The organism is Nostoc sp. (assembly GCF_036917415.1).
GTDB lineage: Bacteria > Cyanobacteriota > Cyanobacteriia > Cyanobacteriales > Nostocaceae > Nostoc.
This window is the reverse complement of sequence record NZ_JBALDJ010000117.1, coordinates 1-18,985: the sequence shown is the minus strand read 5'-3', so window position 1 is coordinate 18,985 and position 18,985 is coordinate 1. Positions and strand designations below refer to the sequence as shown.

Below are 18,985 nucleotides of genomic sequence, written 5' to 3'. Positions count from 1 at the left end.
GATTTTGCACAGAAATGACTTCTATATTGGACAAGCCTTAATGTCTTTTTTCGTCACTATATTAAGTGCATTTATAATAGCTTGATTCAACTCTTGAAAAGTTTTGGCAGCTTGCGAACGTAATACGAATTGTTTAGCATTAGGTGTTTTTATTCTTATTTGTATCCCCTGAACGTTTACAATTAATTTAATGGCAACCTAACTAGTGTGTCACACTTACAGGTGCGGTATTGCAGCATATAAACTCCCTACTCGCTGGGAAGATTAATTAAATGGCAACAAAATTACAGGAATGATGAAAAAATTAAAATATTTTTCCATGTTATTTTTATATATCGTTTTGATGGACGGAGCAACTATAAATATTTCTGCCCAGGCTGCTGGAACTAAAGTTTTAGTAACGGCTCAAAACGAATCTATTAACAAATCGGATATTGACAAAGTTATCGCTTTTTACGAATGGGTCTTTTCAGCAAAATTCACTAGCGAACAGCGTAATGAATATCAGTCAATCAAATTAAATGAGTTTCGCAAAGACCCAGATGGAACCAGAAAAAGCATTGACAATATAATTTCCAATTATACCCAAGCTCTTGCTAAGAATGAAGAAGAACAAAGCCGGATTTGGCAGGCATTTAACGGAGAATTTGTAGGGCAATTACGAAATTTACCGAATGATGTAGAAGCTAAACTTTTGCTGTCTGTTTACGATAGCGCGCACGCGGGCGAAACTGTTTCAAATGATGCTGATGATTCATCTGGTAGCGTTGGAGAGATTTCGTCTTTAGCTGGAAAATGGGTTTGGACGCATACTGGAAACACTGCTATAAGCACGAGTGGTACATATATCGGATCGAACGGTTCGCGTTTCACTTATCAATTTCTGCCGAACGGAACGGTCGAATTTACAGGAATAATGAACGTAATGAACGGTAGCTGCAACCAGCAAATTTTCCAATCTCGAAAAGGAAAAGCCAGTCTGAGCGGCAGTACGATGACAATTAACTGGTCTCCAGCAACTTTCACTCGTGACTTTTCGTGCGACAGAGCGAATAACTACACGAAAACTTTGCCTGCTGAAAACGAAACTTATCAGGTGAAATTCAAAACCGATTTAGGTCAGAAACAGCTTTGTCTGATAAGTAAGGATGAAACCTGTTTCAGCCCAACAAATTAGGCAAAATGACAAAGCCAGCTTTATCCGTTTACTCAAGTAGCTAGATTGTCAATTTCAAAAAGGCGATCGCCATACTCACATTAAGCTACGAAGATCGCAAAGTCCAAGTAGTTGAAAGCGATCGCCTTCAAGATACTACAAACCTGCTAGATTATATTTTCATCGCGATCGCTTCCCCAAATAGGCGCAGTCACGGCGTCTCACTGGCTGTCCCTAGCTTCTTTGAGCAACTTCTCTAAAAGGGACATATAGCAATCCGATTTGATTCCTGAATTACTCGTAGAGACTGGGGACTCTTAAGAATGAATAAAGCTGTACTGAGTTTTTTTCAAAAATCAAATATGAGTCCTATATCAATTCTAATATCAAGCCCCACTTAGATACTTTCGAGGTAGGGCTTTTGTTTTTATGGCTGGAATCGATATGCAATCATGTATCAAGCGCGATCGCAGTGCAGAATTTATCCGATTGTTAAAGCTGGTTCTTTACAGAAGTTAAATAGGGCTGACTCAGTTTCTGATTCATCTTCAAATACAGCAGAAATGTACCATTCACAGGGCGAACCATTCGTATATTCAGCCCAAGCAATTGTTGCTGTTTCACCTGATGGAATCCCTGACTCACCCAAGCTAAATGAGGCCCACTCTTCATCATCTACAGATACCCACAACTCTGTAATTGCCAATTCAGTTTTATTGGTAACGGTAAAGGTGAATTGGTCTGACATAAATAGCCTTGCCTTTTAACGATAAATAAATTGCAGATTGTCAGTCACTGATTATACTGCCACTTGTTTCAAAAATTGTCATACTAACTGCCAGAATATAGACTTACACATAGTTTCAAGTTTGTTTGACTTAATTTAAATTTCTTAAAAAGGATTAAAAATATCACCGATTCAGATTGAGTCTATCGAGATAGCCAATGCCATGCAACAGCAGATTTAGGTCGCGGTTCTCACAAACTCCGACAATACAGCACATCTCCAGTGTCACAAAATTTTCAGGCAATGTATTTTTATACTGAGCAAAAGTAGTTGAGAGCGATCGCTTTAAACATACTACAAACCGGAAATTGCAAAATTTAATCGATTCTGTCTTAATACAGTTTTGCGTAAAAGCGTAGCATTTTTAATGTAGGGAGATGGATTGACATTGTATTGGGACGCATTGACATTGCAGAGGGATGCATTAGCATTGCAACGTATTGCCAAATTTAATTCGCTACGAATTAATGAAATGCTGTACTTAGTACAGTTCATATTTCATTAACTGACAGGGCAGCGTTCCGTTGTACACTGCAATCCGTTGGGATGATTTTAGTCCAATCGATTGAGACAGTTCCTTGTTGCCACTCAGGACAAATGCAGTCCAGCCTTTGAAGCGTTGTTTCAGCACATCACCTAAAAGTTTATAGAACGCCCCTAGATCGCTATCTCGTCCCAGCCGTTCGCCATAAGGTGGATTGCAGAATAAAATCCCACTGTCTGCGGGGGCGACAACATCAGCAAGCTCCATTTGAGAAAACCATACATGGTTATCAACGCCGCAGTTTTGAGCATTGTTAATCGCTTGCTCGATTATATTTTCATCGCGATCGCTTCCCCAAATAGGTGCGGTCAAGGTATCCAGTTGGCTGTCTTTAGCTTCTTGGAGCAGTTTTTCTAAAAGGGATAAGTCAAAATCGAGCCAAGTTTCAAATCCAAAGCACTCACGAAATAGTCCTGGTGCTATGTTCAGTGCCTTTAAGCTAGCTTCCAAGGGTAAAGTGCCAGATCCACAGAGAGGATCGTAGAACATCTGGTCTGGCTGCCAGCCCGAAAGTTGAATCAGGGCAGCAGCTAGAGATTCCTTGAGAGGGGCTGCTCCAACTGCAGGGCGGTAGCCTCTACGGTGCAGACTATTTCCAGAACTGTCGAGTTTAACGGTACAACTATCGCGTTCAATATGAACATTGATCCGCACATCTGGGTCATGAAGCTCTACATTTGAACGTTCGCCCAGATTTTCTTGCTGCTGGTCAACGATCGCATTTTTGATCTGGAGAGATGTGAAGTGGCTGTGGTTGAGGCGATCGTTTTTGCCCGTGACATTCACCGCCAGCGTCATGTCTGGCGTGAGATAGTTTTGCCAATCGATAGTCTGGATACCGCGATAGAGATCCTTCGCATCAAGGCAAGGAAACTCATGGATATTCACCAAGATTCGGAACGGTAGCCTAGCCCAGAGGTTGACGCGATAAAGTAAAGTGCGATCGCCCTCAAAGGCTACACCGCAAAACCCCGGCTCCACGGAATGGGCACCCAATTGCTCTAACTCCAGAGCCGCGAGGGTTTCTAATCCGCGAGCAACCGTTGCAAAATACTGATTCATCCTTTAATCCAAAGCATTATCTTCATTGCTCACCCATTGACGCACTTTAGCTTAACTCATATCTTGTGACATTCTCTCTCGTTAAGTCTGCGATTCTAACCTTAGTCGGGTAGAGGCAGGAGGCAGGAGGCAGAAGGCAGAAGGCAGGAAGGTAAACCCCCTAAATTTATTTATCGGTTTCGTTTCAATAAGGAGGCAGTAAATATTCGCTACGCACCTCAAAATACATATTTTCTTCTTTCTTGTCTACGACACGCTACGCGAAAATAAATAAATTTACTTGCTCTAAAAGAAAGTGGCAGAGGGTAAAAAATATATTTTCTTACTCCTGCCTCCTGCCCTCTGCCTTTCTTCGGTAACTCACCACAACAAGCCCCAGACAAACGAAATCAAGCCTGAGTAAGGACACAGCAAATATTTGTTGAAAGAGATTATATTTTCTTCAGTTTAAGTACTATCTTAAATCAATTAACCCTGCTAATATCAAGCTGAAATACTACTCAGGTACTTTGCAATACAACCCATGAATAAAAATAGTCAGAGAGAAAAACTATGACTTTAGTATCTGATATTGTTCTGCTACAAGATTTAACATCGTCATCTAATGACAATTTAGTCCAGCTTAAAGCTGTACTTCCGGGGACGGTAAATCGCTTAACCAATCCGACATTAGCAAGTATCTTTGGTGATGACCTAAAATTTGGTATTGCCTCTTTCAAGGATAAGCCAATTCCGCCTTTTGGGGGTTACGCTGACTATGTATATCAAGCAGAAGTCGCTTTGACAAATAATGTCACAACAATTAAAGACAAAATCTTTGACTTTCAAGCTTTTGGTGGCAATGATGGACCAGAATCACAATTATTTGCACTCTTGTTCGCAGCTTTAGATAGCGGCGGCAGTCTTGGTTACAGAGTAGGTTCATTTCGTATTGTTATAATAGCCACCGATAGTATTTATCACGTTGCCGGCGATCGCGCAGCAGTTAGGCCAAGTGATAGTATTGGCAATAATGGAGATGGGATAGCTGATGCTTATGAAGATTATCCAAAGATCGAACAAGTAAAAACTGCGCTAGAAGCAAATAACATTATTCCAATTTTTCTAACTACGAGTAATGTTGTAGCCGATTACGAGACACTAGTTACCCAGCTTGGTCGAGGTGCTGTACTGACTCTTGGTTCTAAAAGTGAGAATCTTGCAGATACCATAAAAGAGGCAGTTGCTCGATCCAGAAATGCCATCGGTACTGATGTCGCTACAACCAATGGAGACGATACCTTTAGTTCGGAGAATTTTTCGGCTGGCGATAAGGTTATTTTTGCTGGGGATGGTGATGACAGTATTTCGCTTTCTGGTGTTATTGGTAATCATTACATTGATGGGGGGGCAGGTTCTGACATCCTTGTTGGTGGAGCTGGTGTAGATAGAATCGATGGGGGTAGTGATGATGACAACCTTTTGGGGAACAACGGTGATGATATTCTTTTTGGCAGTAGTGGAAAAGATATTCTGATCGGGAACAAAGGCAACGATTACCTACAGGGAGATAGTGGGGATGACTTACTAGAAGGAGGCGCTGGTTCAGATAAGTTTGCATTTGCAACAGGATCGAAGTTTGATATTAGGGAACTCGGAGTTGATATTATTAGTGACTTCAATCCTAAGCAAGACAAGATCCAACTATCTAAATCTACCTTTACCGCTCTAAGTAACTCAGTCTTCCCGAATAAATTAAATTCCGCAGACTTTGCCACAGTGACGAACGATACTTTAGCTGCAAGTAGTAGTGCGGCGATCGTTTATAATAGCGCAAATGGTAGTCTCTTTTATAACCCTAATGGTTCGGCGGATAATTTTGCTGAGATTAATTTTGGGGGTAAATTTGCACAATTGGATTCTACGTCTTTTCCGGCTCTAACTACCGCTAGTTTTGAGGTAGTTTTTTAAGGAGGCAATAGGAAGGAAGTAGAAATTCTTTGTGTCTGATTTTGAGTCCTGCATTTTGTAACTCATCTACCTGAAAACAGCTTTAACAAAAAAACATGAGGCTATCAACAAGGACAAACTAAACGGTATAGTTTCAAGACGCCTCAAGTACTTGCTCATCGCTTTACTTACCTCAATAGATTACATCATGTCCGCTTGATTAGTTATTATTCCGGGCATCTATGCAAAAATCTTAATAACCCTCTTTCCCCCTGCTCCCTGCTCCCTGCTCCCTGCCCCCTGCCCCCTGCCCCCTGCCCCCTGCACTGTTAATGATAAGTCTTTTACCGAACATGATATTACTGTCTGCTTGAGCCATCTTAAAAAGTGAGATCCTCCCAGACAAACGAATTGAACTGAGATTAATCTATATTTTTCTAAAATCACTTATTGTTTGACGATAAGCATCTGGCAAACCTGTATCAAAACACTTGCCTTTAACAACGTATCCTGTCATTTCCTCTTCCTGACGCAATTTTTCCAGACAGGATGTTAACTGAAATTCACCTCGTTCTCGAAAATTTTGGTTAATATGTTCTGCTAAAAAATCAAAAATTTTCGGTGTTAGTAAATATAAGCCAAATATACCTAAAAAATCATTTTCTGACATTCCCTCTACATGTAAATGCTGTTGTGCATACTCAACAGTCGGTTTTTCATAGAGTTGTGTAACGGACAAAATCGAGTTTAACTCTTGCCAAACTCCTGTTATACATCCAGCTTTATGAATAATTTCTGCTGGCATTGTAGTTAAGCCAACAATGTTTTGATTAAGTTGTTCGTAAACATCTAAAATTTGACGCGCACAAGATTTTTCAATATCAGATGCATAAATATGGTCGCCCAACATGAGCAAAAACGGCTCATTTTGTACCCAATCTTTGGCACAAAATACCGCATGACCATAGCCTAGTTGTTCCTCTTGCAATAAAATTGTAATTTTGCTACCTAAATCTTCCAGATATCGACTATATTCTTGATTTTCTGGTGAGAGTTTTTGTAAAAGCTCTTTTTTGGGTGGATTTTTCAATAAATCTGTAAATATTTTTTTGTCATCCGGCTGCACCACAATCCCCACTTCTGCAATTCCAGCACTAATTGCCTCTTCAATAATTGCGAGAATCACAGGTTTTGCCCTACCATCTCGATCGATAATCGGGAAAAGTTCTTTTTTCACAACTTTAGTAGCTGGAAACAAACGAGTACCGAAACCAGCTACCGGAATCACAGCTTTTCTAACTTTATTTTTTTGCATAAGCAGTTCGTCACCCCAACTTCTCAAACAATTCCGCCAACACCACATTAGAAAATAAAAATCCTTGGGGATCAATTAAACGCAACCTTCCCTCTGCAATTTCCACCCAACCTTTCTCAAAATACCCTTGCAAACATCGGCAAATCTCCTCTACCTTCTCTTCCCCAAACGCCTCTACCAACGCCGCCAAACTCAAACCCTCCGCCAAACGCAACCCCAACATTAACGTTTCTAACAATACTTCCTTTGGGGGAGTCACATCACAATCAATTACACCGCCAGCTTGTACCCACTGGTAATACTCCCTAGTTTTGCGCGGACGAGTGAAGCGTTTCCCCTCAACATAACTCGCCGCACCCATACCAAAACCATAATAAGGGCGGTTTTCCCAATACACTCGATTATGCCGACACTGATGACCAGGTTGAGCATAATTAGAAATTTCATAATGCTCATAACCTGCACTAGTTAAAACCTGCTGACCCATCTGGTACATTTTGACTGTGGCTTCATCCGTAGGCATTGGAGTATCACCAGGTTTGTAGTAACGACCAAAGGCTGTACCTGGTTCGATGGTAAGATCGTAAATGGAAATGTGAGTGGGTGCGATCGCCACTGCTTTTTCTAAGGAATCCTGCCATTGATCTAAAGACTGATGCGGCAATCCAGAAATTAAGTCTAAGCTAAATACGGGAATCTTGACTTGGTGGATTAGTTCCACTGCTGCAAAAATATCTTCAACTGAGTGCGATCGCCCCGCCCTTTGTAATAATTCTGCTTGAAAGGCTTGTACACCCAAACTTACCCGGTTCACGCCTGCACTGCCATAGCCTGCTAGATGGGCTAAATCAAAGGTGGCTGGGTCAATTTCCATAGAAATTTCTGCCCCAGACGCAATCCCAAAATGCTTCTGTAGCTCTGTGATTATCCGTTGTAGCTGCTCTATTGATAGCAGTGAAGGAGTTCCACCACCGAAGAAAATTGTCTTCAGAGGTTGACCAAATGCTGGTGTAATGGCAATTTCTTGACATAGCACCTCAACATATTGGGAGATAGTACCAGATGTTTCGCCCCGCAAGCGATCGCCCACAACAGACACCGGGAAATCACAATAAAAACACCGTCGTCTGCAAAAGGGAATATGCACATAAGCAGAACTCGCAATTCCAGAAATACTAAATTTTTTACTCATTTTGAGAAAGTTTTAAGTTAATCTAACTGCAAATTAGAGACAATGAAAATGAGGAAAGAATTCAGGACTCAGGAGTCAGGAGCCAGAATAATTGTAAAATCAAGCGTGCAATCACTTCTTGATTTTATTAAAATTATTAAGTTTGGGTATCAAAGTCTTCTTAATTCTGACTTCTGGATTCTGGATTCTGAATTCTTACAAAATGAGTAGTTTATTTACAAGTTTTTGTCGTTTTACAACGAAACAATGAAAAATATTAAGATAAAAGCCTTTAGTTATAATAATTGCAGATATTGTCAGCCTAAACCCCTAGTGTAAGTCAATATTGATCAGTTTATCTTACCGATGAAATAAAAAATACTTAACTTTATCGGTTAACACAGTTGCAGGAAAACAAGACAACCATGCTTGACGCCATTATTATTTTCTCATTTATCCTAGCAGCGTCGGGAATAGGGTTCTACAGCATTGAACTACTACCCAATGGGGCGCTAGATCAGGTAACGAATCTAGAAGCTTTACGCTTAGTTGTTGCCGTCTTTGCCGCTATTATTGGTGGTGCGATCGGGCTGAGTTTCCAGACGACATATCGTCGCTTAGAATCACAAGTCAAAGAAATGCCTCTGGAAGTGATTTTAACTCGTGCCATTGGCTTAGTGATTGGGCTATTACTAGCCAACCTGATGCTAGCCCCATTATTTTTGCTTCCTATCCCGGCGGATTTTGGATTTATTAAGCCATTGGTGGCTGTTGTCGGTAGCATCATCCTCTCCGTCACTGGCATGAATTTGGCAGACACCCACGGGCGAGGCTTATTGCGGTTCATTAATCCCAACACCGTCGAATCGATGGTAGTGGAAGGAACATTAAAACCAGCCAATACCAAAGTTTTAGATACTAGCTGTATTATTGATGGTCGTATTGAAGCCTTACTAGAAACAGGGTTTCTGGAAGGGCAAATTCTTGTACCGCAGTTTGTCTTGCAAGAACTCCAACAAGTAGCGGATGCTAGTAAAGACCAAAAGCGGGTACGGGGAAGGCGAGGACTAGAAATTCTCAACCGCATTAAGGAAGATTATCCCGATCGCATCCTGATTAATGCAGTTGATTACGAAGATATTCCCACAGTGGATGCGAAGTTAGTACGCTTCGCCCAAGAAATTAGCGGTACACTGCTAACTAACGACTACAACTTGTCTAAAGTTGCCAGTGTTCAGAAAGTACCTGTTTTGAATGTGAATGATTTAGTGAATGCCGTCCGTCCCAGTTATTTACCTGGCGACAACCTGGATTTAAAAATCCTCAAGGAAGGCAAAGAACCCAGTCAAGGCATTGGCTACCTAGATGACGGCACAATGGTAGTTGTTGAAGAAGGTAGCAGTTATGTGGGTGGTGAACTGCGAGTAGTAGTTACCAGTGCTTTGCAAACTACAGCAGGAAGAATGATTTTTGCCAAACCCCAAGCTTCAGCATTGGCGTGAAACAATGGGATGTTCAATTCGAGTGACACTTGGTAATCGGTGCAGGTTGACTGCACCGATTATTTATTGATTGGACTCACGAGACTTACTTGCCTGTAAATACTGTAACTGCTCAATTGATAACCCTGTCACTCTAACGATCTGTTCTAATGGCATACCAGTACTAGTCTAAACTCCAGTTATTTTATTACATAATCTGAACTTACCCAACCGTATTTTTCCATTCCCTCTACACAAACGTATTGCCATGTTTTCTCTGGATTCGATGTTAAATAAATAAGCTTATTTTCATCTTGTAATTCTTTTATTATGATATTATTATCATCAACTGTTTCAGGTGTTATACGTAATTTAGGATGCTTACTTTTATAAGGAACTTTATAATTAAGTTTATATCTATTATCATTATCTTTTAAATAACATGGATAGTTAGTTTTTTGAAGACCACTGAAAGGGATTTCTGTTGGTTTATGATAATTTGTAAAAAAAGTAATCAAGGTTGTAAAACCTACTAAAGCAGCAATAATACCATTAAGAATGGCCACTTTCGTATTAGTATTGTTTAGGTTTATAGTACTTAATGAATTAGTAGGTACATTGTTCGAGCCGGGCAATTGTGGAGGATTTATTTCTGCATTCACAATAAAGTAAACTGCATGAATAAAACCTGGAATCCAGAATATAATCGTTAGAAAAAAATTAATCCAAAATTGCCCCTTTTGAGTACTATTTTGTTTAGAAAGTGTAAGAAGAACACCTACAGGGGGAAAAAACCAGCTAATTAACAAACGGATAAACAAATCAGGGTTGTTCATAATATTAATACTATTTTTTGAATCAGTTTCCACTTACATAAGACTTACACAACTTACACAAAACACAGGGCGGCGGAAAAGCTTGTCAACCTATCGGAGCGAAGCCAAATCTGGTACTACTTCATTTATAGTCATCGTATTTCTTTTTGTGATACCTCAGTAGCTATAACTTAGCAATCACGCCGCATTTTTTCTATATCAAATCCTGCTAAAATTTCACAAATCATGCTAAGTACCTACGCATAAATATTTAGACATTCTGCAACCTGACTGAAATCGCTGTATGCCATTACTATTGCCTATTGCCTCTCTCAACTAGATAATTTATTTTGCACGACTACTTAATTGGCGTATTTACCCAGCAAATTCTTCCTAAATGTCGAAATTAACTGTCATATCATCGCAGATAAAGGATTTATTGACGGTAAATGGCACAAAGACATTTCCCAAACCATCGGCAATCAAATTTTCACTCCCAAACGAGCTAATCAACTTTAACAACAGTCAAAAGCAATTGATCGGTTTATTAAACAGTCTGCGTTCTGGTGTTGAAGGTGTTTTTAATGAGGTACAAAATACCGGATGTAATTTGGAACGTCTGTTGAGAAAGAAAGTTGACGCTTTGTGCGTCCAATGTTGCAGCTAAAATGACTAGTCATACTCTGCGTATTTTTCTACGTTAGCATTCTGGTATTGATGTGCTAGCTTTTGAACAACATCCTGTGGCTTAATTTACATAAGGCGTAACGTATAAATCATAAAGATTTTCTGTAAGCAGAAGGTGTTATCCCCATGTATTTACGGAAGAAGGTCGTAAATTGTCCCTGATATTCAAACCCTAGACGCGTACCGATAGATGAGAGCGATAATTCCGGCATTGCTAATAACTGCTTGGCAATTTCCAGACGACGTTGCATGACATACTGCCAAGGTGCGAGTCCTATAGATTGTTTGAACAAGCGTGAAAAATGACTCATGCTCATATCGGCTGCTGATGCGATCGCATCAATAGACAAATCCTCTGCCAAATGGTTGTTAATATATTCCAGCGTCCGTCGCAACTGAGAATTAGACAGACCGTCTTGGTATTTGCGAATAGTTAATTTTTGTGTAGAGTATTTTTGCAACAGGTGAAGTGCCAGCATATTTGCTGCAGCTTCAATGTAAAGACGGTTACTCATTTCACTAGACTCAATTTCCGTCTTCAGCATCAAACCAATGCCGTGAATTAATGGATCGTGGAACTGAGACTGAGGTATAATCTCCACTGAATCTGTATTAACTAATTCACCAGCAATGCGGTTAATAAATTCCGGTTCAAAGCAAACAACGATATATTCTGCATCTCCGTGCATCCATACTTGGTGAGGCATACAAGCAGGAACCAGGAAACCGCCGTGACTTTCTATCCACGAGCTATGAAAACAATCATCCAACTTCCGCTCTATTTTGAATGGATGATATGCATTCATAATGCAAAGGACGTGTTGTTTCAGATAATGCTCAGGAGTTTCATGAGTCGGCTGATATAAATATTCAACATAAATACCGTTCCATCTTTTCTGATGACTAGAGACAAGAGACGGACGTGGAAGAATTAGCGAAAGTGAGTTTTCTGTAGCAAAATCAACTGTAATTAAGCGTGTCTTACTGCTCATTGCTTTCCTACCATAAACAGGAATATTTAACTTACCCAAAGCTTTATTTAATTAGGTTTTGCTAAATTCCACCCTCATTCCAGCTCGTCAATATTTAGATTGTTTTAGGCGATGTCCTACGGCGGGCTACGTCTACGCACGCTGCGAATGCTCCCGATCTTGGTCATTTCGCATTGCTCAATTGTACTGCTTAACACCGCCAAAGGTAAAAGTCCAGGTGTTCTCAAAAATACTTCAATTGGTTGTTCCCAAAGTCTGATAACTGTAAATTCATGCCGTGTCCTAGCAATTGTAAATGTATTTTGTTGCACCAAATTTGAATTTGTCTGCTTGAGGGACTTCCAAATAAAAAAATATCCCATCGCTTTGACGGCAGGGGGGCAGGGAGCTTTCTAGCAGGGGGAGAGAAAATCATTTTGACTCAGTGAAATTAGATAATTTATTTCTTGGAAATCCCTGAGATAAATTGTCCTTTGTAATCACAAATGACTCTTGAAAAATGACCAAAGACGACCATAATAAAAATTTTCACAATCTCATTTAGGATTGCTATATATGTCCATAATTCCATCAAACTGAAGTCTGCGGCTAGACAAACAAAGCTATAGATTAGCAGGTCAATTATTTTATGGCCATTTACACAAACATCATATAACTAAAAGTGACTTTTATTTTAAGGTTGATTTGTTAATTGCGTACATACCTTGTTTAGCAGCGCCGTTTTTTTAGAATTTATGCAGCTTCAAGGTATTAAGGATGCAAAAGCGTTAATCCCGAAATATACGGTTGCGGTATTGATTATTCCTATACCAAAAGCCGCAAACGATCTTGATATGGTAGACGACTACGAGCAGCTACTATATATTTTGTAAATTGGACAGGATGCTTAACATACAATAATAATGCTATACCTTTGTAGCTAAAAATTTTAATAAACCACGAAGGCTTAAAAAAATCACAAAGCCGACTTTTGCAACACAACCGTATTTGATGGCTAAATCAATTGTTTCAACAAAACGGCTCGGCAGCCAGTTAATCCATTGGTTGCTTGAAGAAAACCGACAAGAGAAAAAAGGGCATTACCGCAAGAAAGAAGCACATCGCCAGCATTCTTGGTGGCAGGTTATGTGCTTGACTGGTGTAGATTATTTCTCGACCCTTGGCTATCAACCAGGGATTGCAGCACTAGCGGCTGGCGCTCTTTCTCCTATAGCTACCCTGATTCTGGTTTTGCTGACGCTCTTTGGAGCGTTGCCAATCTATCGGCGCATTGCTGCCGAAAGCCCTCATGGTGAAGGGTCGATCGCAATGTTAGAGCGTTTACTTCCCTGGTGGCAAGGCAAATTACTTGTACTGTGCTTACTTGGGTTTGTGGCAACTGACTTTATTATTACGATTACTTTGTCAGCAGCTGATGCCACAGCCCATATCATCGAAAATCCGCTGACACCAAATTGGCTTCACAATCAGACGATCGCAGTTACCCTGATATTAGTTGCATTACTAGGTGCAGTTTTCTTGAGAGGTTTCCGAGAAGCCATTGGGATTGCAGTAGTTTTGGTGGGAGTTTATCTGCTGTTAAACTTCATTGTCGTTGGTGTCGGTGTGTATCAGATATTAACTCACACAGAAGCGATCCCGAACTGGCAAACTGCACTTTTTGCACGCCATTCTAACCCTTTGATGCTAATCGGCATTGCTCTCCTCATCTTCCCCAAACTAGCGCTGGGATTATCAGGCTTTGAGACTGGTGTTACCGTTATGCCTCTAGTTAAAGGTAGCAGTAACAACACTCCGCAGCATCCCAAAGGGCGGATTCGGAATACACGCAAGCTGCTCACCTCTGCTGCACTGATAATGAGCTTCTTTTTGCTTACCACCAGCTTTATAACCATTCTACTGATTCCAACCGCAGAATTTGCATCGGGGGGCAAAGCTAACGGACGGGCCCTTGCTTATTTAGCACATTTGTATTTGGGCAATGCCTTTGGCACAATTTACGATTTAAGTACTATTTCAATTTTGTGGTTTGCAGGTGCATCTGCAATGGCAGGGCTGTTAAATATCGTGCCTCGCTACCTACCACGCTATGGCATGGCGCCCAATTGGGCACGAGTAACCCGACCATTAGTGTTAGTCTACACGGCGATCGCTTTTGTTGTCACAATTATCTTCAAAGCAAGTGTAGAAGCCCAAGGTGGGGCTTACGCAACTGGTGTGCTTGTGTTGATCACCTCAGCCGCCTTTGCTGTAACTTTATCAGCTCACCGTCACCGACAGAAGCGGGCCAGACTCGTTTTTGCCATCATTACACTGTTATTTTTATATACCACTATTGTCAATATCATCGAAAGACCAGAAGGGATTAGGATTGCTGGGTTTTTTATCGGTGCGATCATTTTTACCTCGCTGGTTTCTCGTGTTTGGCGTTCAACGGAACTGCGAGCAGAGCGAATTGAAGTTGACGAACTTGCTAGCCAATTCTTTGCTGAAGATAGCCAGGGAACAATACGACTGATTGCAAATCGGTTAAATACGGGCGATGTCCTAGAGTATTTTATGAAAGAGAAAGAGGTACGCGAAGACAATCATATTCCACCCAACGATCCAATTCTGTTTCTAGAAATTCATGTATCCGATGCTTCCGAATTTGCGGATGTGATCGTAGTAAAAGGGGTACAAGTTGGTGACTATCGCATCCTCCGGGCTGAAAGTGCAGCAGTACCGAATGCGATCGCAGCTTTACTACTTTACATTCGCGACCAAACAGGTAAGATTCCCCATGCTTACTTCGGCTGGGTTGAGGGAAATCCCATACAATACCTATTGCGTTTTATCTTGTTTGGTGAAGGTGACATTGCTGTAGTTACCCGTGAAGTACTGCGTCGGGCTGAAAAGAATCCCCAGATGCGACCTGGTATTCATGTTGGGGGTTAGATTCAAGAGTGCTGAGTGCTGAGTGCTGAGTGCTGAGTAAATTAAAATCACTCAGCACTGTTTCGTTAACAGAGTTCTTTTTTCTCCTTGTTCCCTTGTTTCCCCCTCCCCTTGTTCTATAAAGGTGCGGCAAATAAACCAGTGATACAAGTCGCGATCGCTGCTTCTGCCTCAAGATGGAAGAAATTGCCCTGAAATTTATGTAAAGATGAGCCATTCAATCTGAGATTAACTTTAAAATTATTTAATTAACTTTTTAGAATGCCAGACGCGGAAAAGTTCCAAAACCAGCTGGCTAATCACAAGCTGCTGCATCAGCAAGTTAGTAAAAAGGCAAAATCTTCGCTAGTAGCCAGTGAAGAAGGAATGGTACTTCAGTTGACTGATGGCACTATCCAGGCTTGCAATGCCGCTAGCGATCGCATTTTGGGACTGACCGCACAACAGCTTGTGGGGCAAAATTTGCTCGATCGCAAGTGGCAATTTATTCATGAAGATGGCTCTCCTTTACTCAGTGAAACTCACCCTGCGATCGTTACCCAAAATACAGGTAAACCTTGCTTAAATGTGGTGTGTGGCTTTTATAAGCCAAATGGTGAGCTAGTCTGGCTGTTGTTATCTTCGCAACCTCTGTTTCAAACTGAAGGAAGTAATCTCTATGCGATCGTGACAACTTTTTCGGATATTACGGAATCTAAGCACGCTCAGAGGAAGGAGGACTGTAGTTGCGAACAAGATACTCAACGATTTGATGCAGATGAATTTCAGACACTTTGGGATAGTCATCGTCTGTTTCAACAAATTGCTGGCACTCTTCCAGGGATAATCTACATTTATGACCTAATTGAGCAGCGAAATTCTTACGTTAATTACGAAATTGCTCAAGGTTGGGGCTACACACCAGCAGAAATCCAGGCGATGGGAAAAGAGTTATTTAATCAACTTTTACACCCTGAAGATTTGGCTCGACTCCCTAGCTATTTTGAAAAATTTAATTCTGCTTATCAGGGTGAAGTCCTCAGCTTTGAATACCGGATTCGACACGCCAATGGTGAGTGGCGCTGGTTTTGTAGCTATGACACCGTGCACAGCAGAACTACTGATGGATTGCCGCAATATCTTTTGGGGATCGCTTTTGATATTACAGAACGACGACACATAGAAAATTCCTTGCGGCAAAGTAACGAAAGGTTTGAGTTGGCAGCGGCTGCGGTTAATTGCCTAATCTATGACTGGGAGATTGGCAGAAATACTGTGGAAAGAACTCAAGGTCTAACCCAGGTTTTTGGCTACACACAACAAGAAACTGAACCTACCTTCCAGTGGTGGCAAGAACGCATCCATCCCGATGACCAACAAAGAGTTAATGACCAGTTCATGGCTAGTATGGCCAATGGAAACCGTTATCGCATCGAGTATCGAGTCCGTCACCAGGATGGCCGTTATCTGTGGGTAGAAGACCAGGGGTTTGCAGTCCGGGATGCAAATGGTCAGGTAGTTAGGGTAGTTGGTGCGAGTACTGATATTACCGAACAGCAAGCTGCTTTATGGGAACGTCAAAAAATTCAAACAAATCTGCGCGAGAGTGAAGAACGGATTCGGTTGGCCACTAATGCTGCTGAACTAGGTATGTGGTTTTGGAATATCATCACCAACGAGGTAATTTGGACAGACAAATGTCGGCAGCTGTTTGGACTGTCCCTAGAAGCCGAAATCAGCTTTGAGATTTTCCTCAACTGTGTACATCCAGAAGACCGCCAATGCATTCATGAAGCGATCGCCCGCTCTCTTGAAGAACAGGTTGAGTGTGACATTGAATACCGCACACTTTGGTCTGATGGTAGTATTCATTGGATTGCTGCTAAAGGTCGCGTCTTTTATGATGCCGAAGGTAAGCCAGTACGAATGATGGGTACTACCCAGGATATTACCCAACGCAAACAGGTAGAAAATGATTTGCGCCAGCGTGAAACTCAATTAAGGCGCTTAGTAGATTCCAACATTATTGGCATTATGTTCGCCACTCCTGATTACATTACTGAGGCGAACGAGGCTTTTTTAGAAATGGTGGGTTATACACGAGAAGAACTTTTAACGGCTAAGGTACACAGACAACACATCACCCCACCTGAATATCATGCTCTCGATCGGCAAGGGCTAGAACAACTTTTAACGGTTGGGATATGTACTCCCTTTGAAAAAGAATACATCCGCAAGGATGGTTCCCGCATTCCCATATTAATTGGTGGTGCTTTGGTGGAGCGAGAGCCAGCGTCTTGGATTTGTTTTATTCTTGACCTAACCCCCAGGAAGCAATTAGAAAAGGCACTTAGGCAACAAGCTGAGGAACTCAAACAGGCAAACCGGAATAAAGATGAGTTTCTGGCTATTCTCTCCCACGAATTGCGATCGCCCCTTAACCCCATTTTAGGGTGGTCATCGCTACTCAAAAGCCGCAAATTTGATGAAGTGACTACAAATCGTGCTTTAGAAACCATCGAAAGAAATGCTCAATTGCAGAGTCAATTAATTGATGAGTTGCTGGATGTTTCCCGAATTATTCGCGGTAAGTTGAACCTGACTTTTGCCACTGTTAACCTGGTAGCTGTAATTGATGCTGCATTGGAAACAGTCCGGTTAATTGCCGAAACCAAATCTATCCAAATTAAAGTACAAGTTGACCCCAAGGCTAGTAAAGTGTTAGGCGATTATTATCGCTTACAGCAAATTGTCGGGAATTTACTCTCGAACGCAGTCAAGTTTACTCCCTCTCGTGGTTCAGTGGAAGTAAGTCTCTCATTGAGTGGTGAGTTAACTTTCCACTCAGCAATAATTCAAGTTAAAGATACAGGTCAAGGTATTTCCTCTGAGTTTCTACCCCACGTATTTGAATATTTTCGTCAAGCCGATAGCAGCACAACCAGGAAATTTGGCGGACTGGGATTGGGATTGGCAATAGTTCGTCACTTAGTAGAGTCGCATGGTGGTACTGTAAAAGCAGCCAGTCCCGGAATTGGACAGGGAGCAGTTTTTACTGTCAGACTGCCTATGATGAAGGAGAATGAGGGTACAGGAGAAGCAAAAAGAACAGGGGAGAAATTTAACTCGTCAGTTCTGCGTGGACTAAGGGTATTAATTGTCGATGATGATGTTGACACACGTGAGTTTCTACACTTCTTGCTACAACAGAATGGAGCGGTGATAACTGCCGCAGCATCGGTAAATGAGGCGCTTCAAATCATAACACAGGCTGTACCTAATTTATTAATCAGTGATTTAGGAATGCCAGAAATGGATGGCTACAGCTTGATTAAGATGCTCAGAGCCATGTCTAAAGAGGAGGGCGGGGAAATTCCGGCGATCGCTCTTACCGCCTATGCAGGAGAAAGCGATCGCGATCGAGTTTTAGCAGCTGGTTTTCAGAAACACATTGCCAAACCAGTACAACCAACTGAATTACTCACCTCAATTGCAGATTTGCTAGGGCAAAATCATCGCTAAAACTCTATTTCTGTTCATTGGATTTTAGGCTCAACTGAACTGTATTGGGTTATAAAGAATACACTATTCATCAGGCTTAAATCTCAATCGACTTAACCATGACTAAGAAAGATTTGCTTCGCAACCAAATTTTCACACTGGAAAATATTCTTTCGCCAGCAGAATGCGCTGAGTATATTACTTTAACAGAAAACATTGGCTATGTAGATGCTCCTATTACTACCCACCGAGGTTTTGAAATGCGTCCCGACATCCGCAATAATCAGCGCGTTATTTTGGATGACCGGGAGCGTGCTTTTGATTTATGGCAGCGTGTGTCAAATTATATCCCCAGCACCATTGGTAGATGGCATCCAGTTGGGCTGAATGAGCGTTTTCGTTTCTATCGCTACGATCCAGGTCAGAGGTTTGCACCTCACCATGATGGTGCTTATCGACGAAGTAACAATGAGGAAAGTTTATTGACTTTCATGATTTATCTAAATGAAGGCTTTGAAGGCGGCGAAACCCGCTTTTATAGCAACCGCCAAGATGGTTAGGACAAGCAGTATAATCTCTAATGAAAGTAAGATTAGATACTGATTATATATTCAGTATAAAAACAGATT

The 18,985-nt window shown here is 41.3% G+C and carries 13 protein-coding genes and 1 pseudogene; 7 read left to right on the top strand and 7 right to left on the bottom strand.

Annotation, left to right across the window (positions count from 1 at the left end):
* Window positions 1–292 precede the first annotated feature (292 nt).
* Window positions 293–1,177, top strand: a complete 885-nt coding sequence (locus tag V7K41_RS28480; RefSeq protein ID WP_334853697.1) for a hypothetical protein — start codon at window positions 293–295, stop codon at window positions 1,175–1,177.
* Window positions 1,178–1,637: 460 nt separating this feature from the next.
* Here V7K41_RS28480 and V7K41_RS28475 read toward each other — a convergent pair whose 3' ends face one another.
* Both V7K41_RS28475 and V7K41_RS28470 read right to left on the bottom strand, forming a co-directional pair.
* Window positions 1,638–1,904: a hypothetical protein gene (locus V7K41_RS28475; protein WP_334825091.1), complete on the bottom strand. Its 267-nt coding sequence runs from the start codon at window positions 1,902–1,904 to the stop codon at window positions 1,638–1,640.
* A gap of 520 nt (window positions 1,905–2,424) precedes the next feature.
* Window positions 2,425–3,549: a THUMP domain-containing class I SAM-dependent RNA methyltransferase gene (locus V7K41_RS28470; RefSeq protein WP_334853695.1), complete on the bottom strand. Its 1,125-nt coding sequence runs from the start codon at window positions 3,547–3,549 to the stop codon at window positions 2,425–2,427.
* Between the two features lie 552 nt (window positions 3,550–4,101).
* Here V7K41_RS28470 and V7K41_RS28465 point away from each other — a divergent pair.
* Complete coding sequence (locus V7K41_RS28465) at window positions 4,102–5,499, top strand: hypothetical protein (RefSeq protein ID WP_334853694.1); 1,398 nt, start codon at window positions 4,102–4,104, stop codon at window positions 5,497–5,499.
* Window positions 5,500–5,905: 406 nt separating this feature from the next.
* Here the strand turns inward: V7K41_RS28465 and V7K41_RS28460 are convergent, their stop codons facing one another.
* Entirely contained in the window at window positions 5,906–6,793 is an 888-nt protein-coding gene (locus tag V7K41_RS28460; protein ID WP_334853693.1) for a UTP--glucose-1-phosphate uridylyltransferase, read from the bottom strand.
* A 10-nt stretch (window positions 6,794–6,803) separates the two neighbouring features.
* Window positions 6,804–7,985: a radical SAM family heme chaperone HemW gene (gene hemW / locus V7K41_RS28455; RefSeq protein WP_334853691.1), complete on the bottom strand. Its 1,182-nt coding sequence runs from the start codon at window positions 7,983–7,985 to the stop codon at window positions 6,804–6,806.
* 404 nt (window positions 7,986–8,389) lie between these two features.
* On the opposite strand from hemW, the gene V7K41_RS28450 reads away from it, so the two are divergent.
* Window positions 8,390–9,466 (top strand): PIN/TRAM domain-containing protein, encoded by a 1,077-nt coding sequence (locus V7K41_RS28450; RefSeq protein ID WP_292775495.1) that lies wholly within the window; start codon window positions 8,390–8,392, stop codon window positions 9,464–9,466.
* A 179-nt stretch (window positions 9,467–9,645) separates the two neighbouring features.
* Here the strand turns inward: V7K41_RS28450 and V7K41_RS28445 are convergent, their stop codons facing one another.
* Window positions 9,646–10,281: a YqaE/Pmp3 family membrane protein gene (locus tag V7K41_RS28445; protein ID WP_334853689.1), complete on the bottom strand. Its 636-nt coding sequence runs from the start codon at window positions 10,279–10,281 to the stop codon at window positions 9,646–9,648.
* A 390-nt stretch (window positions 10,282–10,671) separates the two neighbouring features.
* Between V7K41_RS28445 and V7K41_RS33035 the strand changes: the two are divergent.
* Window positions 10,672–10,964, top strand: a pseudogene (locus V7K41_RS33035) (transposase); the annotation flags it as partial.
* A 72-nt stretch (window positions 10,965–11,036) separates the two neighbouring features.
* Here V7K41_RS33035 and V7K41_RS28435 read toward each other — a convergent pair.
* Complete coding sequence (locus V7K41_RS28435) at window positions 11,037–11,939, bottom strand: AraC family transcriptional regulator (protein WP_334853686.1); 903 nt, start codon at window positions 11,937–11,939, stop codon at window positions 11,037–11,039.
* Between the two features lie 116 nt (window positions 11,940–12,055).
* A complete protein-coding gene (locus V7K41_RS28430; protein WP_442943300.1) occupies window positions 12,056–12,301 on the bottom strand; it encodes a hypothetical protein in 246 nt (81 codons plus the stop codon).
* A 628-nt stretch (window positions 12,302–12,929) separates the two neighbouring features.
* Here V7K41_RS28430 and V7K41_RS28425 point away from each other — a divergent pair.
* The 3 genes from V7K41_RS28425 to V7K41_RS28415 all read left to right on the top strand — a co-directional run bounded on the left by V7K41_RS28425 (window position 12,930) and on the right by V7K41_RS28415 (window position 18,916).
* Window positions 12,930–14,876: an amino acid transporter gene (locus V7K41_RS28425; protein ID WP_334853684.1), complete on the top strand. Its 1,947-nt coding sequence runs from the start codon at window positions 12,930–12,932 to the stop codon at window positions 14,874–14,876.
* A 261-nt stretch (window positions 14,877–15,137) separates the two neighbouring features.
* On the top strand, window positions 15,138–18,377 hold the full coding sequence (locus V7K41_RS28420; RefSeq protein WP_334853682.1) for a PAS domain-containing protein: 3,240 nt from the start codon (window positions 15,138–15,140) through the stop codon (window positions 18,375–18,377).
* Window positions 18,378–18,475: 98 nt separating this feature from the next.
* A complete protein-coding gene (locus V7K41_RS28415) occupies window positions 18,476–18,916 on the top strand; it encodes a 2OG-Fe(II) oxygenase (protein ID WP_334853680.1) in 441 nt (146 codons plus the stop codon).
* Window positions 18,917–18,985 lie beyond the last annotated feature (69 nt).

What these genes read in the sequence shown, in the direction of transcription:
- V7K41_RS28480 (WP_334853697.1), top strand. Translation starts at nt 293, where the DNA reads ATGATGAAAAAATTAAAATATTTTTCCATGTTATTTTTATATATCGTT.
- V7K41_RS28475 (WP_334825091.1), bottom strand. Translation starts at nt 1,904, where the DNA reads ATGTCAGACCAATTCACCTTTACCGTTACCAATAAAACTGAATTGGCA.
- V7K41_RS28470 (WP_334853695.1), bottom strand. Translation starts at nt 3,549, where the DNA reads ATGAATCAGTATTTTGCAACGGTTGCTCGCGGATTAGAAACCCTCGCG.
- V7K41_RS28465 (WP_334853694.1), top strand. Translation starts at nt 4,102, where the DNA reads ATGACTTTAGTATCTGATATTGTTCTGCTACAAGATTTAACATCGTCA.
- V7K41_RS28460 (WP_334853693.1), bottom strand. Translation starts at nt 6,793, where the DNA reads ATGCAAAAAAATAAAGTTAGAAAAGCTGTGATTCCGGTAGCTGGTTTC.
- hemW (WP_334853691.1), bottom strand. Translation starts at nt 7,985, where the DNA reads ATGAGTAAAAAATTTAGTATTTCTGGAATTGCGAGTTCTGCTTATGTG.
- V7K41_RS28450 (WP_292775495.1), top strand. Translation starts at nt 8,390, where the DNA reads ATGCTTGACGCCATTATTATTTTCTCATTTATCCTAGCAGCGTCGGGA.
- V7K41_RS28445 (WP_334853689.1), bottom strand. Translation starts at nt 10,281, where the DNA reads ATGAACAACCCTGATTTGTTTATCCGTTTGTTAATTAGCTGGTTTTTT.
- V7K41_RS28435 (WP_334853686.1), bottom strand. Translation starts at nt 11,939, where the DNA reads ATGAGCAGTAAGACACGCTTAATTACAGTTGATTTTGCTACAGAAAAC.
- V7K41_RS28430 (WP_442943300.1), bottom strand. Translation starts at nt 12,301, where the DNA reads ATGGGATATTTTTTTATTTGGAAGTCCCTCAAGCAGACAAATTCAAAT.
- V7K41_RS28425 (WP_334853684.1), top strand. Translation starts at nt 12,930, where the DNA reads ATGGCTAAATCAATTGTTTCAACAAAACGGCTCGGCAGCCAGTTAATC.
- V7K41_RS28420 (WP_334853682.1), top strand. Translation starts at nt 15,138, where the DNA reads ATGCCAGACGCGGAAAAGTTCCAAAACCAGCTGGCTAATCACAAGCTG.
- V7K41_RS28415 (WP_334853680.1), top strand. Translation starts at nt 18,476, where the DNA reads ATGACTAAGAAAGATTTGCTTCGCAACCAAATTTTCACACTGGAAAAT.